This is a genomic window from Ensifer sp. NPDC090286 (assembly GCF_044769565.1).
Taxonomy (GTDB): Bacteria; Pseudomonadota; Alphaproteobacteria; order Rhizobiales; family Rhizobiaceae; genus Ensifer.
Genome location: NZ_JBIVYF010000002.1, coordinates 833,170 through 859,823 on the forward strand (window position 1 = coordinate 833,170; position 26,654 = coordinate 859,823).

Annotated in this window: 22 protein-coding genes; 13 read left to right on the forward strand and 9 right to left on the reverse strand. The window is 62.6% G+C overall.

Translation table 11 applies throughout. The annotated features are described in order from the left end of the window. Positions 1–54 precede the first annotated feature (54 nt). From ACIQUG_RS14000 to gdhA, 4 genes are all read left to right on the forward strand, one after another. A complete protein-coding gene (locus ACIQUG_RS14000; RefSeq protein ID WP_043612487.1) occupies positions 55–1,806 on the forward strand; it encodes a type I secretion system permease/ATPase in 1,752 nt (583 codons plus the stop codon). A gap of 40 nt (positions 1,807–1,846) precedes the next feature. Next, complete coding sequence (locus tag ACIQUG_RS14005) at positions 1,847–4,549, forward strand: calcium-binding protein (RefSeq protein ID WP_402322490.1); 2,703 nt, start codon at positions 1,847–1,849, stop codon at positions 4,547–4,549. A gap of 60 nt (positions 4,550–4,609) precedes the next feature. Then, on the forward strand, positions 4,610–5,935 hold the full coding sequence (locus ACIQUG_RS14010; RefSeq protein WP_402322493.1) for an HlyD family type I secretion periplasmic adaptor subunit: 1,326 nt from the start codon (positions 4,610–4,612) through the stop codon (positions 5,933–5,935). 260 nt (positions 5,936–6,195) lie between these two features. Then, a complete protein-coding gene (gdhA, locus tag ACIQUG_RS14015; protein WP_402322496.1) occupies positions 6,196–7,542 on the forward strand; it encodes an NADP-specific glutamate dehydrogenase in 1,347 nt (448 codons plus the stop codon). 163 nt (positions 7,543–7,705) lie between these two features. Here the strand turns inward: gdhA and ACIQUG_RS14020 are convergent, their stop codons facing one another. Further along, on the reverse strand, positions 7,706–7,912 hold the full coding sequence (locus ACIQUG_RS14020) for a hypothetical protein (RefSeq protein WP_043612491.1): 207 nt from the start codon (positions 7,910–7,912) through the stop codon (positions 7,706–7,708). A gap of 482 nt (positions 7,913–8,394) precedes the next feature. On the opposite strand from ACIQUG_RS14020, the gene ACIQUG_RS14025 reads away from it, so the two are divergent. Then, positions 8,395–10,131, forward strand: coding sequence for an ABC transporter permease (locus ACIQUG_RS14025; protein ID WP_402322499.1), 1,737 nt, complete (start codon positions 8,395–8,397; stop codon positions 10,129–10,131). Between the two features lie 10 nt (positions 10,132–10,141). Then, positions 10,142–11,485: an AAA-associated domain-containing protein gene (locus ACIQUG_RS14030; protein WP_402322502.1), complete on the forward strand. Its 1,344-nt coding sequence runs from the start codon at positions 10,142–10,144 to the stop codon at positions 11,483–11,485. A 284-nt stretch (positions 11,486–11,769) separates the two neighbouring features. On the opposite strand, the gene ACIQUG_RS14035 is transcribed toward ACIQUG_RS14030, so the two are convergent. The 5 genes from ACIQUG_RS14035 to ACIQUG_RS14055 all read right to left on the reverse strand — a co-directional run bounded on the left by ACIQUG_RS14035 (position 11,770) and on the right by ACIQUG_RS14055 (position 16,756). Then, positions 11,770–12,819 carry a sn-glycerol-3-phosphate import ATP-binding protein UgpC gene (locus tag ACIQUG_RS14035; RefSeq protein WP_402322505.1) on the reverse strand — a complete coding sequence of 350 codons (1,050 nt, stop codon included), beginning with the start codon at positions 12,817–12,819 and terminating at the stop codon, positions 11,770–11,772. Then, the gene (gene ugpE, locus ACIQUG_RS14040) at positions 12,819–13,667 is read right to left on the reverse strand and encodes a sn-glycerol-3-phosphate ABC transporter permease UgpE (protein WP_205236534.1); all 849 of its coding nucleotides are present in this window, start codon (positions 13,665–13,667) and stop codon (positions 12,819–12,821) included. Before ugpE ends, ACIQUG_RS14035 begins: the two co-directional genes overlap by 1 nt. Before the next feature lie 7 nt (positions 13,668–13,674). Beyond that, positions 13,675–14,556, reverse strand: coding sequence for a sn-glycerol-3-phosphate ABC transporter permease UgpA (gene ugpA / locus ACIQUG_RS14045; RefSeq protein WP_043612503.1), 882 nt, complete (start codon positions 14,554–14,556; stop codon positions 13,675–13,677). 68 nt (positions 14,557–14,624) lie between these two features. Then, positions 14,625–15,929 (reverse strand): sn-glycerol-3-phosphate ABC transporter substrate-binding protein UgpB, encoded by a 1,305-nt coding sequence (gene ugpB / locus ACIQUG_RS14050; RefSeq protein WP_402322510.1) that lies wholly within the window; start codon positions 15,927–15,929, stop codon positions 14,625–14,627. A gap of 362 nt (positions 15,930–16,291) precedes the next feature. Next, positions 16,292–16,756 carry an Lrp/AsnC family transcriptional regulator gene (locus ACIQUG_RS14055; protein ID WP_043612509.1) on the reverse strand — a complete coding sequence of 155 codons (465 nt, stop codon included), beginning with the start codon at positions 16,754–16,756 and terminating at the stop codon, positions 16,292–16,294. 126 nt (positions 16,757–16,882) lie between these two features. Between ACIQUG_RS14055 and alr the strand changes: the two genes are divergently transcribed. From alr to ACIQUG_RS14070, 3 genes are read left to right on the forward strand one after another with little or no spacing between them, the layout of a single operon-like run. Further along, a complete protein-coding gene (gene alr / locus ACIQUG_RS14060; protein WP_402322513.1) occupies positions 16,883–18,013 on the forward strand; it encodes an alanine racemase in 1,131 nt (376 codons plus the stop codon). A gap of 24 nt (positions 18,014–18,037) precedes the next feature. Then, positions 18,038–19,288: a D-amino acid dehydrogenase gene (locus ACIQUG_RS14065; protein ID WP_402322516.1), complete on the forward strand. Its 1,251-nt coding sequence runs from the start codon at positions 18,038–18,040 to the stop codon at positions 19,286–19,288. Between the two features lie 37 nt (positions 19,289–19,325). Next, positions 19,326–19,706: a RidA family protein gene (locus ACIQUG_RS14070; protein WP_402322519.1), complete on the forward strand. Its 381-nt coding sequence runs from the start codon at positions 19,326–19,328 to the stop codon at positions 19,704–19,706. A 144-nt stretch (positions 19,707–19,850) separates the two neighbouring features. On the opposite strand, the gene ACIQUG_RS14075 is transcribed toward ACIQUG_RS14070, so the two are convergent. Beyond that, positions 19,851–20,030 carry a hypothetical protein gene (locus ACIQUG_RS14075; RefSeq protein ID WP_402322521.1) on the reverse strand — a complete coding sequence of 60 codons (180 nt, stop codon included), beginning with the start codon at positions 20,028–20,030 and terminating at the stop codon, positions 19,851–19,853. A 97-nt stretch (positions 20,031–20,127) separates the two neighbouring features. Here ACIQUG_RS14075 and ACIQUG_RS14080 point away from each other — a divergent pair, with 97 nt between their 5' ends. Continuing rightward, entirely contained in the window at positions 20,128–21,039 is a 912-nt protein-coding gene (locus ACIQUG_RS14080) for a hydrogen peroxide-inducible genes activator (RefSeq protein WP_402322524.1), read from the forward strand. Between the two features lie 52 nt (positions 21,040–21,091). Here ACIQUG_RS14080 and ACIQUG_RS14085 read toward each other — a convergent pair whose 3' ends face one another. After that, a complete protein-coding gene (locus ACIQUG_RS14085; RefSeq protein WP_402322527.1) occupies positions 21,092–22,081 on the reverse strand; it encodes a sodium-dependent bicarbonate transport family permease in 990 nt (329 codons plus the stop codon). A 509-nt stretch (positions 22,082–22,590) separates the two neighbouring features. Between ACIQUG_RS14085 and ACIQUG_RS14090 the strand changes: the two genes are divergently transcribed. The 3 genes from ACIQUG_RS14090 (at position 22,591) to ACIQUG_RS14100 (ending at position 24,317) form a co-directional block, all read left to right on the forward strand. Beyond that, entirely contained in the window at positions 22,591–23,601 is a 1,011-nt protein-coding gene (locus ACIQUG_RS14090) for a serine hydrolase domain-containing protein (protein WP_402322530.1), read from the forward strand. 49 nt (positions 23,602–23,650) lie between these two features. Further along, complete coding sequence (locus ACIQUG_RS14095) at positions 23,651–23,890, forward strand: L,D-transpeptidase (protein WP_402322533.1); 240 nt, start codon at positions 23,651–23,653, stop codon at positions 23,888–23,890. A 121-nt stretch (positions 23,891–24,011) separates the two neighbouring features. After that, positions 24,012–24,317, forward strand: coding sequence for a hypothetical protein (locus ACIQUG_RS14100; protein WP_402322536.1), 306 nt, complete (start codon positions 24,012–24,014; stop codon positions 24,315–24,317). A gap of 170 nt (positions 24,318–24,487) precedes the next feature. On the opposite strand, the gene ACIQUG_RS14105 is transcribed toward ACIQUG_RS14100, so the two are convergent. Next, a complete protein-coding gene (locus ACIQUG_RS14105) occupies positions 24,488–26,536 on the reverse strand; it encodes a bifunctional aldolase/short-chain dehydrogenase (RefSeq protein WP_402322539.1) in 2,049 nt (682 codons plus the stop codon). Positions 26,537–26,654 lie beyond the last annotated feature (118 nt).

Consider the following 26,654-nt stretch of genomic DNA (forward strand, 5'->3'; position numbering starts at 1 on the left):
GTCGGCTGAGGCCGACCGGGATGGAATGCGGGGCGGGCAAAAGGGGTTCTCATCATGAGCAAGAAGAAAGAGCCGCAACACAAGATTGGCGGCATGCGCGGTATCCTCATCTATCTCTTCGGTCTATCGGGCATCATCAACATCCTGGCGCTGACCGGCGCCTTCTACATGCTGCAGATCTATGACCGGGCGCTGACCAGCGGCAGCATCTCGACACTGGTAGCGCTTTCGGTTCTGGCGGTCGGGCTTTACCTGTTCCAGGGTCTGTTCGACGTCATCCGTTCGCAGATCCTGGTGCGTCTCGGCGCCCGGCTCGACGCGGAACTGGCACCGCTCGCCCACAAGGTGGTGATCGAAATGCCGCGCTTCGGCTATTCGACGGCGGAGGCGACCGAACGCGGCCGCGATGTCGACACGCTGCGCGGCTTTCTCGCCGGCCAGGGCCCGGTGGCGCTGTTCGACCTGCCGTGGATCCCGATCTATCTCGCCTTCGTCTGGCTGCTGCATCCAATGCTCGGCTACCTCACGCTCGGTGGCGCCCTGGTTCTGGCGCTGCTGACGCTGATCGCCGAAGTTATGACGCGGCGCCATTCCAGCCCGACGATCAAGGCCTCGGTGGCGCGCAGTTCGATTGCCGAGAGCAATGCCCGCAACAGCGACGTGCTGCACGCGATGGGCATGACCGGCCGGGCCGTGGCGCGCTTCGAGAAGGCCAACCGCCGCCACCTCGACTGTCAGACCAAAACTTCCGATATCGGCGGCACCTTGTCGGGCCTGTCGAAGGTGCTGCGCATGATCCTGCAATCGGCGATCCTCGGGCTCGGCGCCTATCTGGCGATCCGCGGACAGATGTCGGCCGGCTCGATCATTGCCTCGTCGATCGTGACCGCCCGAGCGCTGGCGCCGGTCGACCTGGCAATCGCGCAGTGGAAGGGCGTCGTTGCCGCCCGCCGCAGCTATCACCGCCTCAACGAGACGCTCGGCGTGCTTGATGAACGCAGCGGCAATCTCGACCTGCCGGCGCCGCAGCAGAGCCTTAGCCTCGACAAGGTGACGACGGTCGCGCCTTCGACAGGTGCTGTGCTTCTGAGCGAGGTGAGCCTGGAGCTGAAGGCGGGCCAGGCCGTGGGGCTGATCGGCCCGTCGGGTGGCGGCAAGACCACACTCGCCCGCACCATACTCGGCATCTGGCCGGTGCTGCGCGGTGCCGTGCGCATCGATGGCGCGGATCTCAGCCAGTGGCCGGAAGGGCTGTTCAACCAGCATGTCGGTTACCTGCCGCAGGACGTGGCGCTGATGGATGGCACCGTGTCCGACAACATCTCGCGCTTCGCCGAAGCGCCGAATGCGCGGGCGATCATCCGCGCCGCCAAGGCCGCCGGCATTCACGAGATGATCGTGCATCTGCCGAACGGCTACCAGACCGAGCTTGGTCCCCATGGAACCGCCCTGTCCGCGGGCCAGAGACAGCGCATCGCCTTGGCACGCGCACTCTATGGAGACCCTTTTCTCGTGGTGCTCGACGAGCCCAACTCCAACCTCGATGCCGAAGGTGAGGAAGCGCTCAACCGGGCAATCCTCAATGTACGCGAGCGCGGCGGCATCGTCGTCATCGTCGCCCATCGCCCGAGCGCCCTGCAGACGGTCGACATGATCGGCCTGGTGCAAGGCGGTCGGTTGGTTGCCTTCGGTCCGAAGGAGGAGATCCTGCCGTCGCAGAAGACCCGGCCGTTGGTGGTCGAAAAGACGCGGCGCGCGGATGCTGGCGGGCAACCGCCGCACCGGGTGTCGGCGGCGGCCGAGTGAGAGACCTTGAGAGGTTCGGCCGCAGGCCGAGGAGGATGTCATGGACGAAAAGCTCATCCTGAAGCGCCCCGACAGCCAGCAGGCGATCGCGCCGATGAACCGGTACGCGATCGCCGAAAAACCCGAGCGCAAGCGTGGGCGGCTGGTGCTGTCGGCGCTGTTCCTCGGCGCTCTTGGTTCGGTGTTCGGCAGCAAGGAAGGCGAAAGCGAAACCGCAAAGCATGATCCGGATCCCGAACCTGTCGGTCCCGGCCAGCCGAGCGACGTGCTCGACATGTCCGGGGCGCTCGGGGCGATCGAGGATGCCGCCGCCTACGTTCAGGCGCTGCTGCAAGACCTGGCGTTTCTGGACGAAGCCATCCCGGCAAAGCTCGGCCGCCTGCGCTCCTCGGTGCGACTTGCCTTCGATGACGGCCAGCCCACAGCCGACCTCATCGACGAGCGGCCCTACAAGACAAGCGCACGCCCCGCCAACGACAACGGCCCGCTGGATTTCGACTTCCCCGGTCTGGCGTCCTTCGGCAGTTCGCCACCCGGTAGGGAGGGGGGCGATGATGATGACGATGATGACGGCGGCAGCCCCGGCGGTGGCGATGACGACGACGATGACGAGCCCGGTGGTCCTGGCGGTCCCGGCGATGGTGACGATGACGACGACGGCAGTGCCCGCAGCAATCGCCTGCCTGTGGTCACCGGACGCAATGTGCTCGCCAACGGCCTGATGAACCTCTCGGCCGTCATCCTGTTGAACGACCTGCTTGCCAACACGGTCGATCCGGACGGCGACGGGCTGTCGATCGCCAACCTGACGGTATCCCATGGTTCTATCCGCTCCTACGGCGAGGGCATGTGGCTCTATACGCCGGAGCGCGGCGATCTCGGCGAAGTCACCTTCACCTATTCGGTCTCGGATGGCACCGGCCGTACCGTTAATGGCGCGTCGATGACGCTGATGGACTGGCCGGCGAACGAGATCCGCGGCACCGAGGGCGACGACGTGATGCGCGGCACGCCGCACAAGGACATCATCGCGGCCCTTGGCGGTGACGACATCGTCTATGGCCGCGAGTCCGACGACATCATCCTCGGCGGCAGCGGCGACGACACGCTGCTCGGCGGCGATGGCAACGACACGCTTTATGGTGAAGCCGGCAACGACCGCCTCTTTGGCGGGCGCGGCAACGACATCCTGTTCGGCGGGGCGGGGGACGATCATCTCTATGGCGAGGAAGGAGACGACATCCTGCTTGGCGAATCCGGCGACGACTATCTCTCCGGCGGTGCTGGCGACGATCGCCTGTTTGGCGAGGAGGGCCGCGATGTTCTCGATGGCGATGCCGGCAACGATCTCGTCGACGGCGGAGCCGGTAACGACCGGCTGACCGGCGGTTCCGGCGAGGATACAGTGCTTGCCGGAGGTGGCGACGACGTCATCGTCACCGGCCTTACCGCCGAGGAAGCGCGCAGCGCATCGCCGCCTGCCAGTGACGGTAACGACCACTATTCCGGTGGCGAAGGCCATGACACGCTCGACGCCAGCAGCGCGCAGGAGACGGTTGTCATCGATCTCGCCGCAGGCACTGCGACAGGTACGGAAATCGGCTCCGATACGATCGAGAGCATCGAAAGCGTGATCGGCGGTTCCGGCGACGACCGGATCACCGGCGACGAGGGCTGCAACACGCTGATCGGCAATGACGGCAACGACGTGATTGCTGGAAATGCCGGCGACGATACGCTGATTGGTGGCAAGGGCGACGATGTCGTCTCCGGAGGCGCCGGCAACGACACGATCGTGGTTCTCGCCTTCGATGGCAGCGGCGACGCCGACGATGACGGCGATGACACCTATAGCGGCGGCGATGGCATTGACACGCTCGATCTATCCGCGCTGGTGCAGGCGGTTCTCGCCGATATGGAGGCCGGCATCGCCGAAGGTGAAGAGATCGGCGAGGATCGCATCGAAGACTTCGAGATCATCGTCGGCGGGCGCGGCAACGACCGGATTTCCGGCAGCCGCGGCGACGACATGCTGTTTGGCGGAAACGGAGACGACAGGCTGCGTGGCCGCGACGGTGATGACGTGCTCGTCGGCGGTGCAGGCGACGACGAACTGAAGGGTGAGGACGGCAACGATACCTTCGTCGTCGTTCTCCTGCCCGGCACCGACGACGGAGACGATACCGTCGACGGCGGTGACGGCATCGATCGCTACGATGCCTCCGCAGCGACGCAGGCCGTGGTGATCGATCTCGACCGCGGCATTGCCACGGGCGTCGAGATCGGCAACGACAGCCTGAGTTCCATTGAAACCGCGATCGGCGGCAAGGGCGACGACATCATCGTCGCCAGCAATGCCGTCAACTTCCTGGCCGGTGGCGCTGGGGCGGACATCTTCGTCTTCCGCAGCCTCGCCGCCCTTGCCAATGGCGGGGAGGGGCGCGATGAGATCCGCGACTTCCAGGTCGGCGACCGCATCGATCTGTCGAAGATTGCCGAAGCCATCGGCGGCCTCGCCTTTGCACCCTTTGCCGACGACGGCAGCCCGGCGCCGGTCAACCGCATCACTTTCTATCACGAGACTTTCAGCGACAGCGAGCGCACGGTCGTGCGCGCCGTCATCGATCTCGAGCGCGACGAGGACCTTGAGTTCCTGATCGCCGGCCGCCACGCGCTGACCGAGCAGGACTTCATTCTCGGCGCCATCGAGACGGCCGGGGAGCAGCAGAGAGACGCCGTCTAAGCAATCGCAAACACACCACCCGCATCAACCAGAGTTGTCACGCGTCACCGGGAGAAGACCATGATCAGCAGAGAGAACGAGAGCAGGACCACCAAGGCCGAAGATAAGATCGCAAAGGACAGCAGCCAGTTCGGCATCACCTCGCGCATCGTCGTCTCCGCCGCCTTTGCCGCAACCCTGCTCTTCGGCGTCGGTGGGTGGGCCGCCCACGCCCGGCTTTCCGGGGCCGTGATCACCCAGGGCCAGGTGGCCATCTCCCAACAGGTCAAGCTCATCCAGCACCGCGACGGCGGCATCGTCTCTGAGATTGCGGTGCGCAACGGCGACCAGGTCAGGAAGGGCGACGTGCTCATCCGCCTGGACGAGACACAGACCCGGGTGGAGCTTGCGATCGTGCGCGGCCAGTTGCAGCAGTTCTACGCCATGCGCGCCCGGTTGAAGGCCGAGCGGGATGGTGAGACCGCTGTCTCTTTCGACGGCCTCGATGTCAGCGAGGTGCTGAAGGTCAGCGAACTCAAGCTGTTTGAGGCCAACCGCCGGATGATCACCAGCCAGGAAGAGCAGATGCGCCTGCAGATCACCCAGCTCGAGGAGCAAATCCGCGGCCTCAAAGCCCAGACCGGCTCGAGCGACGCCGAAAGGGAAATCGTCGAGAAGGAGATCGCCAAGCTCGAGACATTGCTGAAGAGCGGTCTGGTGCCGGTCTCCGAACACCGCGACCTGCTGCGCCAGATGGCCCGCATCGACGGCTCCAAGGGCGAACTCGTCGCGCGGATCGCAGAAGCAGTCGGGCAGATCAGCGAACTGCGCATCAAGCTGCTCGCCATCGACCAAAACACCCGCAAGGAAACCCAGACCCAGATCGTCGGCATCGAGGCGAAGATCGCCGAACTCAGCGAGCGCGAGGTCGCCGCCCGCGACCGGCTGTCGCGCATGGACGTGCGCGCGCCTGTCGATGGCCTCGTCTACGACCTGCAGGTTCACACGATCGGCGGCATCATCGCTCCCGGCGCCAGCGTGATGTCGATCGTACCTGAGGACGACGACCTCACCGTCGAAATCCGCATCCCACCGGCCGACATCGACCGCATCGCACCGGGCCAGGCCAGCCGCCTGCGCTTCACCGTCTTTAATCAGCGCACCACCCCGGAACTCGATGGCCGGGTCGGTGTGGTCGCCGCCGCAACGACGATCGATCGCGCCACCGGACAACCCTACTATCTCGCCACGGTCGACATCACCCAGGCGGTGGACAAGCTTGGCGACCGCAAGCTGATGCCGGGTATGCCGGTCGAAGTCTATGTCCAGACGGACGAGCGCACGGCCATCTCCTATCTGACGAAACCGTTTACCGACCAAATGCTTCGAGCTTTCCGCGAGGAATGACGTCTACTTCATCACGGGAAGCTTATGCACTTTGCCCTGGAAGGAGGGGCGTTGCCGGAGAGGCGGCCGTGCACGGTCGCCTCTATCTCGGGCGTGCCTATCAGAGTGACGCCTCGCGCACCTTTTCCCATGAAAAACCAGCGCGTAGGCCGGCAATCACGAATTGCATGGTCGCGGGAAATAAATCTTCACTTGCCGCTCTGCTTCCGATAATGCGCGAGGGTCTGCGCATAGAACCTGCGCGCATGAGGAGAGCCATCTTGAATGTCGATGAGAAGCTGGAACCAATTCTGACGGAAGTACTGAGGCGCAACGCCGGCGAGCTGGAATTTCACCAGGCCGTACGCGAAGTGCTTGAAAGTCTGGGGCGTGTCATTGCCAAGCACCCGCGCTATGCAGAACAAGCCCTTATAGAACGGATCTGCGAACCGGAGCGGCAGATCATCTTCAGGGTGCCTTGGGTCGATGACGCCGGGCAGGTGCAGATCAACCGCGGTTTCCGCGTCCAATTCAACTCGGCGCTTGGGCCCTATAAGGGCGGGATACGTTTTCACCCTTCCGTCAACGTCGGGATCATCAAGTTCCTCGGCTTCGAGCAGACCTTCAAGAACGCCCTGACGGGCATGCCGATCGGCGGCGGCAAGGGCGGTTCGGACTTCAATCCGAGGGGCCGTTCGGATGGGGAAATCATGCGATTTTGCCAGTCGTTCATGACCGAGCTCCACCGACACCTGGGCGAATATACCGACGTTCCAGCCGGCGATATCGGCGTCGGAGGCCGGGAGATCGGCTATATGTTCGGCCAGTACAAGCGGCTCACCAACCGGTATGAGGCCGGCGTGCTGACAGGCAAGGCGCTGATCTACGGCGGCTCGCGTGCGCGCAAGGAGGCAACGGGTTTCGGCGCGACCTACTTCGTCCAGCGGATGCTCAGCACCAAGGGCCTCGATTTCGAAGGCAAGCGCGTGACCGTATCGGGATCCGGAAACGTCGCCATCTACACGATGGAAAAGGTTGCGAAGTTCGGTGGCAAGATCGTCGCGTGCTCCGACTCCAACGGTTATGTCGTCGATGAGGACGGGATCGATCTCGAACTGGTCAAGCAGATCAAGGAGGTTCGCCGCGAGCGGATATCCGAGTACGCCAGGCTGAAAGGCTCCAGGGCGCACTATGTCGAGGGCGGCTCCGTCTGGGACGTTCCTTGCGATGTCGCGATGCCCTCGGCGACCCAGAACGAGCTGACGGGCAAGGACGCCCGCACCCTGGTGAAGAACGGTGTCATCGCAGTGGGTGAGGGGGCAAACATGCCGTCGACCCCCGAAGCGGTTCGCATCTTTCAGGATGCAGGGGTCATGTTTGCTCCTGGCAAGGCCGCCAATGCGGGCGGTGTTGCGACATCGGCTCTCGAGATGCAGCAGAATGCCTCTCGCGACAGCTGGACGTTCGAGCAGACCGAAACGCGGCTTGCCATTATCATGCAGTCGATCCACGACCGTTGCGCCGAGACCGCCGAGGAATACGGCAACCCCGGCGACTACGTCCTCGGAGCCAACATTGCCGGCTTCGTCCGGGTCGCCGAAGCCATGGACGCGCTCGGCGTGATCTGATGCTTCAATCTGGAGGGAGCCGGCTTGCGCTGGCTTCCTTCGACAATTCGGCTCGGGCCTGAGGACGCTGAAAATCGATCCCGATCTCGCGGGGACATACCCATGCCGTCCGCTAATCCGGATCGCGAGACGGGAACGAGAGCCAATTCGGCGCAGATTGAATTTATGAGGCGACGAGACCGTCGAAAACCTCGAGCATGGCCTCACTGATCGCCTTGCCGAGGGCAGCGGCGGTTTGCGACAGGGCTTCTTCGTCTGCGCCCTGGGCTGCGATTGCGAAGGCTGCGCCTTCTCCCGTCACGATTTCCTGTGCGCGCTGAATGGCCCAAAGGGCAAAGTCGTTGCGATCGCTGATTTCTACCGTTTCCATGGTGTCCTCTGATTGTCCGCGTGGAATTCTTGCCGGTGTGCCGGGCAGGGTGGCCGAGACCTCGAGCCTAGCTTCCTAGCCGGCCTGGCCCATCTAAACCGTCAACGGCGCGCTGCCAAAGGCAGAAGCCTGGGAGCAGGGCGTCTTGAAGCCCTAAAAACGTTACCCCGGCTATCCGCCCATTTCCTCCGACTGTCAATCCGCAGTTGATGCAGCTCCGCGATTGCCTTCGCCTTATCAAAGGGTTCTGGCCTTCTCTTGAGACGTCCCTCCCGCCTCGGACGGACAGTATCATCGATCGTTCGGCCTGCAGCGTTACCACCTTGACTATGCTTTCATGCAGCGCACAATCGCCTGAGATAGGCTTGGATTGAGAGAAGAGTCGCGAGAATTCACATCGTCTGCGGTCGCCCGTTCGGCTCACGGTATTGTGGAAGCGGTAGCATTGAGACTTGCTTGCATTCGTTCAACGGGGCGTAACAATGGCCACGCACCACGCCGCAATGGAAGCCGTTCGGCGCTCGGGCTATGCGCCCAATTTTTGGGATTTCTTCGCATTTTGCCTGTTCTTTGCAACGCTCGTCCTGATCGCCCACGGCGGACATGAGGCGTTCGCCCCGCTCTCATCGCTTTCGACTGCACCCGTTTCGCTCGATCCGGCCATGCTGCCGGAATATGCGTTACGCACAACGATGCGCATGCTGGCGGCAATTGCAGCCTCGCTCGCCTTCACCTTGATCTATGGGACGCTGGCCGCCAAATCCCGGCGGGCGGAGGTCGTGCTGATCCCGTTGCTCGACATTCTGCAGTCGGTGCCGGTGCTCGGTTTTCTGTCCTTCACCGTTCTCGGCTTCATGTCGCTTTTCCCCGGCAACGTCTTCGGGGTGGAGCTTGCCGCGATCTTCGCCATCTTCACCAGCCAGGCCTGGAACATGACCTTCAGCTTCTACCAATCGCTGAAGACCGTGCCGGCCAACCTCGACGAGGCAGCCCGCAGCTTCCGGCTTTCGCCATGGCAGCGCTTCTGGCGGCTCGAAGTTCCTTTTTCCATGCCGGGCCTCGTCTGGAATACGATGATGTCGATGTCGGGCGGATGGTTCTTCGTCGTGGCGTCGGAAGCGATTTCGGTCGGCAACACCACCATCACCCTGCCAGGTGTCGGCTCCTACGTCGCGCTTGCCATCGCCCAGCAGGACCTCGTCGCCGTCGGCTGGGCGACGGCGACCATGTTTGCGGTGATCCTCATCTATGATCAGTTGCTCTTCCGTCCGCTCGTGGCCTGGAGCGACAAATTCAGGGTCGAACTCTCCGCCGGCGGCGCCGCGCCGCGTTCATGGCTCCTGGACGTGGTGCGCAGAACGCGGTTGTTGCAGGTTCTGCTCGTGCCGGTCGGGGCGATCGTCGGGCGTATGCTGCAGCGGCGGCTGGCGGTTCCTTCATTCGTGCCCACCCGGTTGCGCGGAGCCACGGCGACTGCCTGGGCGGACCGCGCCTGGTTTGCGTTCGTCGTTCTCGTTGCCGCCTACGCCTTCTGGCCGGTCGCACGGTTCATCGCGACCGAGCTTGCTTTTGCCGATGTCGTCGCGGTCGCCGGGCTCGGACTTTTGACCATGCTGCGCGTGATCGTTCTGATGGTGTTTGCGACGCTGGTCTGGGTACCGATCGGCATCTGGATTGGACTGAGACCGCGCGTGGCCGAGCGCATGCAGCCCCTGGCGCAGTTCCTGGCGGCGTTCCCGGCCAATATCGTGTTTCCCTTCGCCGTCGTCGCCATCGTCCGCCTCGGGCTCGACCCGGACATCTGGCTCTCACCGCTCATGATCCTGGGCGCCCAGTGGTACATCCTGTTCAACGTGATCGCGGGGGCCAGCTCATTTCCGAACGACCTCAAGGAGGCGGCGGCAACGTTCCGCATCCACGGCTGGAACTGGTGGTGCAAGGTCATCCTTCCGGGCGTTTTCCCCTACTACGTGACGGGTGCGATCACCGCGAGCGGCGGCGCCTGGAACGCCTCGATCATTGCCGAGGTCGTGAACTGGGGCGACACGACGCTCACGGCGCATGGCCTTGGCGCGTATATCGCTGCGGCGACGAGGGCCGGTGATTACCCCCGCATCGTGCTCGGTATCGCCGTCATGTCCTTGTTCGTCATCCTGTTCAATCGGTTGGTCTGGCGGCCGCTCTACGCCTTTTCCGGCCGCCGCCTGCGTCTTGAGTAAGAGGTTCCAGATGGATTTGGCCGACACCACAAGCTCTTCCGTCCGTGCCGCGAAAAACCAGCTTCTGGAACTGGAAGGCGTGCGGCAGACCTATAGCAAGAGCGACAGTCCTGATCTCGTCGTGCTCGACGATGTAGCGCTCAAGATCACCGAAGGCGAAATCGTCGGATTGCTCGGGCGCTCGGGCTCCGGAAAGTCGACGCTGCTGCGCATTGTTTCCGGCCTAGTTGCGCCAACCGCGGGCAGGGTGCTCTGGCGCGGTCATACGGTGACGGGCCCGAGCGAAGGCATCTCCATGGTGTTCCAGAGCTTTGCACTCTTCCCGTGGCTCACCGTGCTTCAGAATGTCGAACTTGGGCTTGAGGCGCTTGGCGTGCCGGCAGCCGAGCGCCGCCGCCGCGCGATCGATGCGATCGATCTGATCGGCCTCGACGGCTTCGAGAGCGCCTATCCGAAAGAACTGTCGGGCGGCATGCGGCAACGCGTTGGCTTTGCCCGCGCACTTGTCGTCCATCCGAGCCTTATGCTCATGGACGAACCATTCTCGGCGCTGGACGTGCTGACGGCGGAAACGCTGCGCACAGACCTCATCGACCTCTGGATCGAAGGGCGTCTGCCGATCAAGTCGATCTTGATGGTGACGCACAACATAGAAGAGGCGGTGCTCATGTGCGATCGGATCCTGATCTTTTCGTCCAATCCCGGCCGGGTTGCCGCGGAGATCGCGATCGACCTGATCCATCCACGCAACCGGCTGGACCCGGCGTTCAGACAACTCGTCGATGACATCTACGCGCGAATGACACGGCGGGCGCCGCTGGAAAAAGTGGAGAAGCCCATTTCGGGCGGCTTCGCCGGGACCGGCATAGCGATGGCCTTGCCCCGGCTTTCGACCAACCGTCTCTCGGGCCTGATCGAAGCGCTCGCGCAGGCGCCTTTCAATGGCGAGGCTGATCTTCCCGATCTCGCTGCAAGCCTGCAGCTGGAGGCGGGCGAACTGTTTCCGATCCTCGAAGCCCTCCAGCTCATGCGTTTTGCCGAGCTGGAAGCGGGGGACGTCAAGCTGACGGAGGCGGGGCAGCGCTTTGCTGCAGCCGAAGTCGACAATCGCAAGCGCCTGTTTGCCGAGCACCTTCTAGCTTACGTCCCGCTCGCAGCCCTTATCCGGCGCGTGCTCGACGAACGGCCAAGCCACCACGCACCCTTTACGCGCTTCTCTGAGGAACTTGAAGATTACATGTCGGAAGACGATGCCGAACAAACGGTGCGCACCGTCATAGCATGGGGCCGTTATGGAGAACTCTTCGGCTACAACGAGGAGATGCGGCAGTTCAACCTCGACGACCCAAGCTGAAACGTTGGCGTCATCGCGGTCTTGCGGAAGGGCAGGAAACGATCTGCCGATGCGTGGACCCACCCAATCTGCGCCATAAGTCGCATAACGTACATTATGGAACTAATCTGCGGGCATCCTTTCGGACTGGTTTAGCGAGACGCCTTGAAAGAAACGACCACAAGGTAAAGTGCTACGCTCCCTGTGGTCGTGACCATAACCTCCAACGTTCTCCAACAATTCAACGGTCTACGCTCGCGGTAGATCAACGAACCTCTGCTGATCTCGCGCCGACCTTCCGGCCATCATCCATGCCGGTTCCCACTACCATCAAACATATGGAGCGCTTCGCTGCTCGCCCCGACCTTCACCTCGTCGCCGATCTCGTTGCGCGCGCGCCCGGAAACGCGAAAGACCAACTCGTCTCCGTTTTGGAGGCGACCGTGTATGAGGCTTTCGGCGCCGACCAGTTCGATGCCGTCGATGCGCACCGTCGCTTCGAAGGCTCGCGCCGGGGCTTCGGCTGACATCGGCGAAATGTCTTCCGGACGGACGCCGAGCGTGTAGTCGCCATTCGGGCGGGCTGCATCCGAGGCGAGCGTCCATCCCGCCGATAAACTCTTACCGTGCAGCAGGTTCATCGACGGCGAGCCGATGAAAGTGGCGACGAAGGTGGTTGCGGGCTTCTCGTAAAGCTCCAGTGGCGTGCCGACCTGCTCGATACGACCGGCGCTGACGACGACAAGCCGGTCGGCAAGGGTCATCGCCTCCATCTGATCGTGCGTGACATAGACGCTCGTCGTTGCGAGCGAACGCTGCAACCGCTTGATTTCGATGCGCATCTGCCCGCGCAGCTTCGCATCGAGGTTCGACAGCGGCTCATCGAACAGAAACGCGGCGGGTTGGCGAACGATCGCCCGCCCCATGGCAACGCGCTGCCGTTGGCCGCCCGAAAGCTGCCGTGGCTTGCGGTCGAGATAGGGCTCGATTTCGAGCGTCCGCGCGGCCGTGGCAATGCGCTGGTCGATCTCGGCCGCCGGTGTCTTCCGGTTCTTGAGCCCATAGGCAAGGTTCTGGCGCACCGTCATGTGCGGATAGAGCGCGTAGTTCTGGAAGACCATCGCGATATCGCGCTCGGCCGGCTCGACATCGTTGACGCGACGCCCGCCAATCAGGATATCTCCGCCGCTGATGTTCTCGAGCCCGGCGATCATGCGCAGCAATGTGGACTTGCCGCAACCGGATGGCCCGACAAGAACGACGAATTCCCCGTCCTTGATGTCGAGCGAAACGCCCTTGATCGCTTCCACCGTGCCATAGGTCTTGCGGACGTCCTTCAGGGTAATTTCAGCCATTACTTTTCTGTCTCCACAAGGCCTTTGACAAACCAGCGCTGCATCAGCACGACGACGAGGATCGGCGGGATGATCGCAAGGATCGCCGTCACCATCACATAATTCCAGGGCGTCGAGGCGTCGGTAAAATCGATCATCCGCCGGAGCCCGATGATGATCGTGTTCATCTTCGCGTCGTTGGTGACGAGCAGCGGCCAGAGATACTGGGTCCAGCCATAGATGAAGAGGATAACGAAGAGCGCCGCGATGTTCGTTGCCGAAAGCGGCAGCAGGATATCCTTCATGAAGCGGAACGGACCGGCATTGTCGATGCGCGCCGCCTCCACCAGTTCCCCCGGTATCGTCAGGAAGAACTGGCGAAAGAGGAACGTCGCCGTCGCCGAAGCCATCAGCGGCAGCGTCAGCCCCGCATAGGTGTCGATCAGGCCGAGATCGACGATCACCTTGTAGGTCGGCAGGATGCGCACCTCGACCGGCAGCATCAGGGTGATGAAGATCATCCAGAAGAACAGCATCTTCAGCGGAAAGCGGAAGAACACGATCGCGAACGCCGACAGGAAGGAGATGACGATCTTGCCGACGGCGATCGCGATCGCCACGACCGTCGAATTGAACAGCAGACGCTCGAGGCTGACGCCGACGACGCGCTCGACGCCGCCGCCGACCGCTTCCCGATAGTTCTCGACGAGGTGATCTCCGACGACGAGCGACATCGGTGGCCGCACGATCTCGATCGAGCTGTGGCTCGAGGCGACGAAGGTATAGTAGATCGGCAGCGCGACGATGATGATCCCGATGACGAGTATCAGGTGGCTGATTGCAGTTGATATGGGACGATTCTCGATCATCGGCGCCTCACGAATAGTGGACCCGCTTCTCGACGAAGCGGAACTGGAACGCCGTCAGCGCAATGACGATGACCATCAGGATCACCGACTGGGCTGCCGAACTGCCGAGGTCGAGATTGACGAAGCCGTCATTGTAAACCTTGTAGACGAGGGTCTCCGTCGCCTTGGCGGGGCCGCCGCCGGTGACCGCGTGAATGATGCCGAATGTATCGAAGAAGGCGTAGACGGTGTTGACGACAAGCAGGAAGAACGTCGTCGGCGCGAGAAGCGGGAAGACGATGGTCCAGAACCGCTTGGTGCCGCGGGCGCCATCGATGGCTGCCGCTTCGATCAGCGATTTCGGGATCGCCTGCAGGCCGGCGACGAAGAAGAGGAAGTTGTAGCTGATCTGCTTCCAGGCTGCCGCGACGATCACCAGAAACATCGCTTGGTTGCCGTTGAGCAGCGGATCCCACGCAAAGCCGTTGCGGCGCAGAATGTAAGAGAAGGTGCCCATCGCCGGGTTGAACATGAACAGCCACAGCATGCCGGCCACGGCCGGAGCAACCGCATAGGGCCAGATCAGGAGCGTGCGGTAGACGTTGCGCCCGCGCACCACCCGGTCGGCCGCCGTTGCGAGCAGCAGCGCGAGCGCCATCGACAACAGCGCTGTCGCAACACTGAACGCCACAGTGACCTTGAGCGAATGCAGATAGTCGGGATTGGCGAGGATCGCCCGGAAGTTGGCGAGACCGACGAAGCCGGATTTCAGGCCGAACGGATCCTCGCGCAGCACCGATTGGTAGAGCGCCTGGCTGGCCGGCCAAAAAAAGAAGATGACCGTCAAGACGATCTGCGGTGCCAGCAGCAGATACGGCAGCACCTTGTTTGGAAATACGACGGACTGCATGGTCTCCCCTCCCCATCAAAAACCAGTCCGCACCGCCTTGCGGGCGATGCGGACATTTCGTCTGGAGGTCAGTTGCCGATCGCCGTCTTGATCGCAGCGTTTGCCTTCACGACACCTTCGCTGAGCGCGGTCTTGGCATCCTTCTGGCCGGCAAGCATCGCTTCGAACTCTTCGTTGAGGATGTCGCGAACCTGCGGAAGGTTGACCAGGCGGACGCCCTTGGAGTTTTCGGTCGGCGCCTTGCCCATCATCTGCTTGATCGGCGTCTCCCGGCCCGGGTTCTTTTCATAGAAGCCGGACTTCTTGGTTTCCTCGTAGGCTGCCAGCGTCACCGGCAGGTAGCCCGAGACCTGGTGAAGCTGGGCCTGGGTTTCCGTTTTCGAGAGGAAGTGGAAGAACTCGGCCACGCCCTTGTATTCGCCATCGCTCTTGCCGGCGAAGACCCAGAGGCTTGCGCCGCCAGGGATCGTGTTCTGCGGGCCATGGCCTTCATAATAGGGAAGCTCGCCGACACCGTAGTTGATGCCCGACTTGACGATGTCGCCGAGACCGCCGGAGGATTCCGTCAGGATCGCGCACTCGCCCGACATGAACAGCTGCTTGGCCTCGGAGGTGCGGCCGCCGTAGCGGAACGTGCCGTCCTTGGCGAGATCGGCAATCGACTGGAAATGGTCGACGAAGAGCGGCGCGTCGATCTTCAGTTCCACTTCGAGGCCGGCCAGTCCGTTTTCGTTCGTGCCGTAGGGCACGTTGTTCCAGGCCGAGAAGTTTTCGGTCTGGATCCAGGTCAGCCAGGTCGAGGTGAAGCCGCAATTTGCCGCCCCGCTTGCCTTGATCTTCTTGGCCGCTTCGAAGACCTCGGGCCAGGTGGCCGGCGGCTTGGCGGTATCGATGCCGGCCTTCGTAAAGGCGTCCTTGTTGAAATAGAGGATCGGGGACGACGAGTTGAAGGGGAAGGACAGCATGGTCCCGTCAGCCTTGGAATAATAGGCGACGATGCCCGGCAGGTACTGGTCCTTGTTGAACTCGTAGCCGCCCTTCTGAAGCACTTCCGCCACGGGCACCACGGCACCTTCGGCGCCCAGCATCACGCCGCTGCCGGCGTCGAACACCTGCAGGATCGCGGGCGCCTGCTTGGAGCGGAATGCAGCGATGCCCGCGTTCAGCGTCTCGCCATAGGTACCCTTGAAGACGGGGACAATCTTGTATTCCGACTGGCTTTCGTTGAATTCCTTCGCAAGCCGTTCAACGGTTTCGTTGTTGGCGCCCGTCATTGCGTGCCACCAGGCAAGCTCCGTCGCCGCGAAGGCGTTCGGGGCGACGAAGACCGACATCGCAGATGTGGCCGCAAGCGTCCATTTCAAAACTCTCATGGCGATTCCTCCCAATATTGAGACGACAAGTCTCGGTGCTCAGTCGCGTTGATCCTCCTCAATCAGTCGCGCCTGACTTTCGCAGCGAAAGTGCACTGATTAAAAACGAACGCTAACGAACCTGCAAGAGAAAATAGAATGCAGAATTCGCAAATTTCCACCTTCGGAATATTCGTTCTGTTTCATATAGGAACGCTCGACGCTCGACGCTCGACGCTGGACGCTGGACGCTCGATCGTGCCGAGCGCGGTGCAAATCACCAATCACGCATTGCCTGCGCGACCGACTTGCGGCCGATGGGCTCGATGCCCGTCTCCCTCCTGCTCTGCTAGGGACGGCCGCGCGGGCTCCGGGATTGCGGGCTATCGACGTGCCTTGGGGCGTGTCGCAAGAACGTTGCGGATCGCAAAGCTCGAGTGGATCCTGGAGACCCCCGGTAAGGCCGAGAGAATCTCCTTATGGATGCGCTCGAACTCGCCGGCATTGGCAACTTCGACGCGCAGCAGATAGTCCGATCCGCCAGTCATCAGAAAACACTCGCGTAGCTCGGGATGCCGTCGTACCGCCGCCTCGAACCGGTCGAGATAGTCCTCCGTCTGTCGGTCCAGCGTGATGTTGATGATAACGGCAATGGTGGCCTCGACGTTCGAAGTGTCCACCAGGGCGGTATAGCCGCGAATGACGCCGGACTGCTCCATCAGTTTTATCCGCCTCAGACAGGCGGAGGGCGAGAGCCCGACCTCGCTTGCGAGGCTGGCGTTGCTCCGGCGTGCATCCAGGCGCAACAGTCGCAGGATATTGCGGTCTATGGTGTCGAGCGCAGTCATTGCAGATTATTCCAATTCGTGATCGTTTCATTCAAAGATCACGAATTAGCGCAACGATCAATCGACAATTCGTCGACAATTCTGCGATCGTTTCACTACCCTCCGAGCAGGTTGGGAGGCTCGGCCATGGACGGCGCAGTCAGGGAAAATACGCAGCAGAAAGCGATCAAGGGCGGCGCCTCGGGCTACCTCACGATCGATCTTGCGGCGCTGGTTCGCAATTACGATCGGCTGGTGTCTGAAATTGCGCCGGCGCGGGCCGCGGCCGTCGTCAAGGCGGATGCCTATGGGCTTGGCGCAGACCGGGTCGCGGCGCGCCTTTATGACCATGGCTGCCGGCATTTCTTCGTGGCCCAGTTTGTGGAGGCTCGGCGCCTGCGACCGCAGCTTGCCCGCGATGCGATGATCTTCGTCCTGAACGGCCTGCAGCCGGGCAACGAGCTCGCCTGTGCCGACGACGGCATCGTACCGGTGATCAATTCCCTTGAGCAATTGCGGCAATGGGCCGGTGCGGCGGTAAATCTCAACCGCCGGCTCCCGGCGGCGCTGCAGTTCGACACGGGCATGTCGCGGCTCGGCGTCCCGCCGCAGGAACGACCGGCGGTCGCCTCGATGCTGCGGACCTGCGGCATGATCGACATCCAGTTCGTCATGAGTCACCTGGCCTCTGCCGACGACGTCTTGAGCGAGCAGAACGGCAGCCAGCTTGCCGAACTCCGGCGCATTGCAGCGGAGTTTCCGGAGTACGAGCTGTGCTTCGCCAATTCCGGTGGCATTTTCCTGGGCGAAGCCTATCACGGCGTGCTGGTTCGGCCGGGGATCGCGCTTTATGGCGGGGCCCCGACGGATGGTCACCCAAACCCGATGGAGCCGGTCATAAAGCTTGATGTCGCGGTGGTGCAGACGCGTGAAGTGCCGACCGGTGCGCGCGTCGGCTATGGCGGCAGCCATGTTGCCGCAAGCCCGACCCGGCTTGCCACCATTGCCGCCGGCTATGCCGACGGCCTGCCGCGCAGCCTGAGCGATCGCGGTGCCGTCTATTGCGACGGTGTTCGCTTGCCGATCGTCGGTCGCGTGTCGATGGACAGCATCACCATCGACATCTCGGCCTTGCCGGAGGGGCGCCTGCAACTCGGCAGCCTGGTGGAGGTTCTCGGGCCCAACCAGACACTCGAAGACATCGCACGCGATGCCGGCACTATCTCCTATGAAATCCTGACCGGTCTCGGCCATCGCTACGAACGGCAGTACCGCTGAGCTTCCTTTCCTTTTGAGGACATCATGAAAGTTATCGTTCTCGGCGCCGGCATCGTCGGCGTCACCTCGGCCTACCAGCTTGCCAAGAGCGGACACGAGGTCACCGTCATCGATCGCCAGCCCGGACCGGCACTGGAGACGAGCTTTGCCAATGCCGGCGAAGTTTCCTTCGGCTACTGTTCGCCCTGGGCGGCACCCGGCATTCCGATGAAGGCGATGAAATGGCTGTTCATGGAGCACGCGCCGCTCATCCTTCGGCCGAAGGTCGATGCCGCCATGATCTCCTGGATGATCAAGATGCTCTCGAACTGCACGTCCGGGCGCTACGCGATCAACAAGAGCCGAATGCTCAGGCTTGCCGACTACAGCCGCATCTCGCTCGCCGCGCTGCGCGCCGAAACTGGCATCGCCTATGACGAGCGCATGCAGGGAACGCTGCAGCTTTTCCGCACCCAGGCCCAGCTCGACGCCTCCGGCAAGGACGTCAAGGCGCTTGCCGCCGACGGCATCCCTTACGAAGTGCTCAATCGCGACGGCTGCATACGCGTTGAGCCGGCGTTGAAACATGTGCGCGAGAAGATCGTCGGCGGCCTGCTGACGCCGAAGGACGAGACTGGCGACTGCTTCAAGTTCAGCAACGAGCTTGCGAAAAAGGCGGAAGCGCTCGGCGTGCGCTTCAACTATGGCAGCATCATCCGCAGTCTCGACGTGGAAGGCGGTCGGATCAAGGGCGTCGTCACCGCGCACGGCACGCTCCAGGCCGATGCTGTCGTCGTGGCGCTCGGCAGTTTCTCCCCTCTCCTCGTCAGGCCGCATGACATTCGCCTGCCGGTCTACCCGGTCAAGGGTTACTCGTTGACGATCCCGATCACCGACGCGTCACGCGCGCCGGAATCGACGGTCATGGACGAAACCTTCAAGATTGCCATCACCAGGCTCGGCGACCGCATCCGTGTCGGCGGCATGGCGGAAATCTCCGGCTACACCAACGATCTCGGCGAGCCCCGTCGCCTGACGCTCCAGCACTCCGTCACCGATCTCTTCCCGGGCGGCGACGTGTCGAAGGCAAGCTTCTGGTCCGGCCTTCGGCCGATGACGCCGGACGGCACGCCGGTCATCGGTCCGACGAAGGTCGCGGGCCTCTACCTCAACACCGGTCACGGCACGCTCGGCTGGACGATGAGTTCCGGTTCGGCACGGGTGATCGCCGATCTCGTCAGCGGCCGTAAGCCGGAGATCGACGCGACCGATCTCGCGATCGCCCGCTACGCATAAGCGTGTTCAATTCAACCACCAATCTCGGAGACGGATCATGATCCAGGAAATCCACACCACCGACGCGCCGGGCGCCGTCGGTCCCTTCTCGCAGGCGATCAAGGTCGGCAACCTCCTTTTCGTCTCCGGCCAGCTTCCGATCGATCCGGCCACCGGCGAGTTCAACTCGGACGACGCGATCGCGCAGGCCGAGCAGTGCCTGAAGAACCTTGCGGCCATCGCGGCTGCCGCGGGCACGACCCTTTCCAACACCGTCAAGACCACGGTCCTGCTCACCGACCTCGGGCAGTTCGCGGAGATCAACAAGGTCTATGCGGGCTTCTTCGCCAAGCCGTTCCCGGCCCGCGCCTGCTACGAAGTCAGCGCGCTGCCGAAGGGCGCGAAGGTGGAGATCGAGGCGGTCATCGCCATCCCGTAAGGCTTGCTGACACCGGACGCTGACAGGCAATCAGCGTCCGGGAAGCATCGCGATGCCGTCGAAGGCGTCGCCATCAGGAGCCAATCCGCCCGCCGGGGGCGACGTCGTTTGCCAAGCCGTGGCTCGCGGCTGTGCTATCGGAGCTTACGTCGGAAGCAGACGGTTCGTGCGCTCGACGAATGCGATCTGCTCCAAAAACTGCAGCCTGAGTTTCTTCAGCGTCCAGAGACGAAAGCGATCCGGGGCGGGCCGCGCCTGTTCCTCGGCGATACGCGTTTCAATGATCGCCTTGCGGCTGAGGAGAGACTTCAGAAACTGATCCATTGCGATAGCCTTTGTTTGACTTCGCAACATTCGACCAGTTCGGCTCATAGTGCCAATTCATAGTTGAAATTCTTGCGATAGGTTTTATCAATTGGGAATGGCCTATCGACCCACTCTTCGCCAGCTTGAATACATAGCGGCCCTCGACGAACTCCGGCACTTCGGCAAAGCCGCCAAGCGCTGCCACGTTTCGCAACCGACCCTTTCCGTTCAGATTGGGCTGGTCGAAAAGTCACTCGGGGTAACGCTGTTTGAGCGCACCTCGACGAGTGTCGTCACGACACCGGCGGGCCAGGATGTGGCGCGTAGCGCGCGCATGGCGCTCGCGACCGTCGACGACCTCGTTGAAGGCGCCTTGAAGGACACGCAAAGCCTTGGCGGCCTGGTTCGAATGGCGACGGCCCCGACCTTTGGTCCCTATTTTCTTCCGGGCTTTCTGCCGGGCGTCCATCGGAAATTCCCGGCCTTGAAGATCTATATCCGCGAGGACCCGCCGGCATGGATTGAAACGGCGGTCGCCGAAGGTGCCGTCGATTGTGGCCTCGGACCGGCGCCGGAACGTTCCGGCCTCAGGTTCCGGCGCATCGGCGACGAGAAGATATTTCTTGGCGTTCCCGCCGAACATCGACTGGCCTCGCAGACCTCGGTCAAGACCCGGGCACTGCGAGGCGAAACGTTGTTGGCGCTTGGCAGCGGCCACCGGCTGCTCGAAAACGTCAAGCACCTTGCGGCCGTGGCAGATGCCCGGGTGATCGATGATTATGAGGGAACAAGCCTCGATTCCATCAGGCAGATGGTCTCGATCGGCATGGGCTGCTCGCTGTTTCCGGAGCTTTATGCCCGCGCGGAGTTTCGCAAGGACGACGACGTCAAGCTGATCGAAATCGAGGACTGGGCGGCCCGTCGCGAGGTCGGATTCTACTGGCGGGAAAACAGCGGACGACAGCGCCACTACGAAATCCTGGCGCGCGAGGCCGATAGCGCCGCGCGCAAGAAGGGGATTGCCTGATTGGCGGGCCATCGCTTCTGCCCGAACCGGCAAGGCTTCGGGCTGTCGCCGGCTAAGGGGCAAGAAGACCGGCCAGTGAAATGTAGAGCGGCACGCCAATCAGCAGGTTGAGCGGGAATGTGACGCCGAGCGCCATGGTCAGATAGATCTCGGGCCTGGCTTCCGGTGCGGCCATGCGCATGGCCGCGGGCGCGGCGATGTAGGAGGCGCTCGCAGCCAGTGTCGTCAACAAAGCGGCGTTGCCATGCGACAGGCCGAGGACTAGTGCCGACAGAAGAACAAGGGCAGCCGAAAGCGCCGGCATCCAGGCCGCAAACAGCATCAGCGGCCAGGTGAGTTTGCGCCAGCCGGTGCGAAGCCCCTGCCCCGCCACGGCTCCGAGATCGAGGAGAAAGAGGCAAAGAACGCCCCTGAAAGGATCGACCAGGAAGCCGGACACGTCGGAGAGCCCATCCCTGCCCGTCACCGCGCCGATGACGAAGGCGCCGAGCAGAACGACGATCGTCACGTTGAAGAATACCTCTTGCATGACCGTGCGACCGGCACGCTTGGCGCTGGCTTGTCCGCCAGCACCCGACCGTTGCAAGAGATAGACGGCGCTGATGATGGCCGGCGCTTCCATCGCGGCCGCCACCGCCACCATGGTAGCGCTGAATTCGATGCCAGATCGGGTCAGGGCATCGGTCGCGGCCGTGAATGTGACAATGGAGATCGAGCCGTAATGCGCAGCGATTGCTGCCCGATCGGTCGCCGGCAGGGGCGATACCAATCCGAGAAGACGAAAGGCAGCAAAGGGCGTCGCCCCGGATAGAACCACCCCGACGAGCAGACACAGGAGCACTTCGGTGGAGAGGGCATCCATCGCGACCGCCGCTCCCCCTTTGAATCCGATCGCCAGCATCAGGTAGATCGCTATCATCTTTGAAACGCCGCTCGGCAGAGCGATCGATGCGCCAAGGATCGAGGCGCCGAACCCGAGACAGAAGAAGAGCACGGGCGCCGAGAGCAGGGTCTGCTCAACGATAGACAGATAAAGGTTCATCGGAAGCCGTCAGGTTGGTGTTCTTAAAAAAAGAAGCGGTGCAGACCTCGGTCGCACCGCCTCAAACCTGCAAGGATACGGCGCCTTACAGTTGCTTTGCTTGTCTGCGGACATCGCCGCGGGACTTGTTCGTCTCGTCCCTTCGACCTGCATTTGTCACAGACTGGTCTCATAGGACAAATTCATTGTGGCTATTGCCAAAATAGATCGAAACTATTGAGTGTGGCCTGGTGGCACGATGCTTGGTTAGGCGAGCGAGGGCGCCGTCGCCCGCCCGATCATGCCAACGAGCGCGCAATCTCGCCGTCCAACGGAGGCGTCCGTGCGATCACCTGTCTTGGCCAAATGTTGACGCAAAGCCGACAAGGCCGTGTCCGCCACGAGACACACCGCGCGAGCGCCCGGCCCATTTTCACCGCGAGGAAGAGCCGGCTCTCACAGTTCCGAGCCGAATCCTCGCTTCAACAGAGACACACGACTGACGTTGGTACAGTTCAACAGGGTCCCACATGCCGTTAGACGAACAAGCACTCGGACAGAAACTGAAGGCAAGTTTTGACGCGGGCGATCTGCCTGGTCTACATGGCGCAATCGTCGATCTTCGGGGCCGCAGGCTCGCCGAAGTCTATTTTCCGGGGGCTGACGAGCGCTGGGGCGAGCCTGTCGGCTATCGCAATCATGGACCCGACACGCTGCACGATCTTCGCTCGATATCCAAATCGGTGGTCGGCTTGCTGTACGGGATCGCCTTGGCCGAAGGCAGAGTTCCTGCACCGGAAGCCCCCCTCTACCCGCACTTCCCGCAATACCCCGATCTCATCAATGAGCCCGGTCGCGACCGGATCCAGATTCGACACGTGCTGTCGATGCAGATGGGGCTCGAATGGGACGAAAGCCTGCCCTACAACGACCCGCGAAACAGCGAAATTGCCATGGAGATGGCGCCCGATCGTTACCGTTTCATTCTCGAGCAGCCGATCCGCGAGGCCCCTGGACGAACATGGAACTATAGCGGTGGCGCTGTGGCACTGCTGGGCAAGCTTATCGAATATGGAAGCGGCATGACGTTGGACGCCTATGCCGCCCGGAAGCTGTTCGAACCGTTGGGGATCGGCAGATTTGAATGGGTTGCCGGCGACGACGGCGAGCCTTCCGCCGCGTCAGGCCTACGTTTGACATTGCCGGATCTTGCGAAGATCGGCGGGCTCGTGGTGGATCGCGGTGTCTATGACGGCCGCCAGATCGTTCCGGCAGAATGGCTCGACGCTTCGTTCAAGCCGCGCGCGACCATCAACGAATTCATCCAGTACGGCTATCTTTGGTACGTCAAGGAGTCCGTCGCGTGCGCGGTTGTCATGGGCGTTGGCTATGGCGGTCAAAGGCTGACTGTCGACCGATCCGCCGGTCTTGTCGTCGCCTCGTTCGCAGGTCGTTACAACGACCCGGATAGCTGGCAAACACCGATAAAGATGCTCTTTGATTTCGCAGTGCCCGAAGCACAGCGATTGCTCTCAACGTAACCGCGGGTCGATACCGCTCAATGTCATGGGCTGCCATCCGACGGATGACATGAAAAGGGACGTTCAAGGATTGCCGCAGCGGATTGCGCCGGGAGCGGACAATCCTCTCGGCGCGCGGGCGCTCTATCTGTTTCAGAATGGCAAGGACACGCTCTACCGCATCCATGGCACGTCCGAGCCCTGGACCATCGGAACCGAAGCATCCTCCGGCTGCATCCGCATGCTCAACGAAGACGTCATCGAGCTCTATGGGAAAGTCTCAAAGGGCGCGACTGTGGTCGTCCTCTAGGTGCATGAAGGGCAGCGGTCAGGGTTCGCTGTCTCATCCCCTCGCCCCACGCAAACTATGAGTTGACCGTTTTCAGCGCCGAGGCGACACTTGTCAGGTGCAGCAAGGCAGGAGGTAAATGATGGCTGAGGCGGACCACTGGCGTCATATGGCAAGCGCTCCGAAAAACGGGAACCGGATCCTCGTCACGATCCGGCCGTCCGAGCAGGGCGCCGCGGAAGTCGATCTCGCCTATTGGTCGAAGGGTGATCAGTTCGGGACTGAAGGCTGGCGCGCCTCCGATTCCTCGCCCGGTCGCATCATCGAGTATCCCGAGCCTGAGTTGAAGTGTTGGATGCCGATGCCCACGGCCAATCTCGATCGCGCCGCGATGCCGCTGCCCTGGGAAGGCGAGGACGAGCAGGAACTGGACGGCTCCGGGATCTAGGAGCGCCAGCGCAGGGTCGTTGGCTGGGCCCTGCTCGTCAGCGACGGCATAGGCTGTCGCGTGGCCGATCGCCTTCGCTACGGTGACACCACTGTCGGCCGAAGATCGTGCCGATGTCATTTCGTTGGGCACGGCCGCGGCGGTTCTCACCGCGGCCGCCCATTATCCTTCTATCGCATCATCGCCGCGACATTGCCGCCGTCGACGGTGATGACCGCGCCTGTGCTCGTGCGCGCCTTGGCAAGGTGCACGAAGGCTTCGGCCACATCCTTGGCGGCGACTTCGCGGTGGACGAGGTTGCCGCGCATGTAGGCTTCCGGCGTGATGCCGCGGGCGCGGCTGCGCTCCTCGACCATCTGGTCAGTCATGAGGCCGGTGCGGATGCGATCGGCGTTGACGGCGTTCGAGGTGATGCCGTCCGCACCGTGTTCGACGGCGTATTGCCGCATCAGTGCCATCAGCGCCGCCTTCGACGTGCCGTAGGGACCGAAATCGGGGCCGGGATTGACCGCCTGCTTGGAGACGTTGAACACCAGTGCGCCGCCGGTGCGTTGCGCCTTCATGACCCGGGTTGCTGCACGGGCGATGTAATGGTGTCCCCAGAAGTTGAGGGCGAAGGCTTTCTCGAAGAGTTCGTCGGCGACCTCGATCATGGCGCCCTGGAAGGCGGCACCCGCGTTCGAAATGACGATGTCGATACCGCCGAAATGTTCGGCGACGCCGGCGATAGCGGCGTCAACGGCCTGAGGATTGGTCACGTCGCAGGCGACGCCAAGCCCTCCGAGCCGGGCGGCCTCCTTCTTGACCGTCGCTTCGACAAGATCGACGAGGGCGATTTCCGCACCTTCCGCGCGCAGCGCCTCGGCAATCGCAAGGCCAAGGCCACCGGCGCCGCCGGTCACCACCGCAACCTGCCGGCTCAGCGGCTTCTCCACCTGTTTCGTCAGTTTGACCTGCTCGAGCGACCAGTATTCGATGTCGAAGAGATCCTGTTCCGACAGCGCCTCGAAGCTCTCGATTCCTTCAGCGTTACGGATGACGTTGATCGTGGCTTCCGCGACATCAGCGCCGACGCGTGCGGCCTTCTTGCTCGGGCCGGCCGCAAAGAGGCCGACGCCGGCGACGTAGAAGACGCGGGGCATCGGGTCGAGCATCTTCTTGTTGCCACCGACGCGCACGTTGTTGCGCTCGAAATAGGCGCGGTATTCGGCGGCGTAGTCGGCCACTGCCGTGCGCACCGTCTCCGCCCAGGCGGCCATTTCACCGGCAACCGGCGCCGGCAGAACGAGGCCGAAGCGCTTGATGTGGATGACATGCTCCGGCGTCGCGTTGCCGCGGCGCGCGAGATCGCTGGCATTCTGCGCATTGCAGAACGCAAGCACCGCGTCGCTTGCCCGGTGCTCCAGCACGAAGCGTTTCGGGCAGCCTTCGACGCCGGTGTCGATCGCAATGGCGCCGCGCAGGACCGGCGCAATTTCCGCGGCCGTTGCAAGCGCCGTTGGCTGCTTCACCTGCACGAACGGACGCGGATTGCCTTCGGCAATGCGGCGTTCGGCCCGGTCGATTGCGGCGATCATCTTCTCGTAGGATTCGCGCGGGTCTTCCGACCAGGTGAAGATGCCGTGCTTCAGCAGGATCATACCGTCGGCGGTCGGATCGGCGCGGAAAGCCTCATCGCAGGCTTTGGCAAGATCGAAGCCGGGCATGACATAGGGAACGATGATCGCCTTGGGGAAGAGTTCGCGCACGATTTCTTCGCCGTGCGGCTGGTTTGTCAGCGACACGATCGCGTTCGCATGGGTGTGGTCTATGTGCTTGAACGGCAGGTTGGCATGCAGGATCGCTTCGACCGACGGATTGGGTGCTGCCGGATCGAGCAGCAAGCGGCGCTGCAGCATGACCATGTCGTCGTCGCTGAGCGTCTGGAAACCGACCATCGCCTGCAGCGGTTGCAGGCGGACGGCCGGCAGGCCTGCCGGTTCGATCGTGCCCATGTCCCAGCCGCTTCCCTTGACGCAAAGAACCGGAATTTCAGAGCCGTCGAGATCGGTGAAGACGGTCTTTACCGACGTGTTTCCGCCGCCATGCAGCACCAGCTCCGGGTCGGATCCGAGCAGGCGCGTGGTGTAGGTGCGGATCGCCAGATCACGGTTGACGCCGTTGCGGACGTAGGCGTCGACGACATCGGCATATTCGGTTTCGGACCATCTCGATTTCATGCAAAGGCTCCTCAGCTTCCGGCGGACATCACCTGCGACGGCTCCGGACAAAAATGACATGGCGGGACCGTGCCCGCCGAGCCGTGGAAGGCTGGCAGGAAAGGCCGCTTGGGAAATT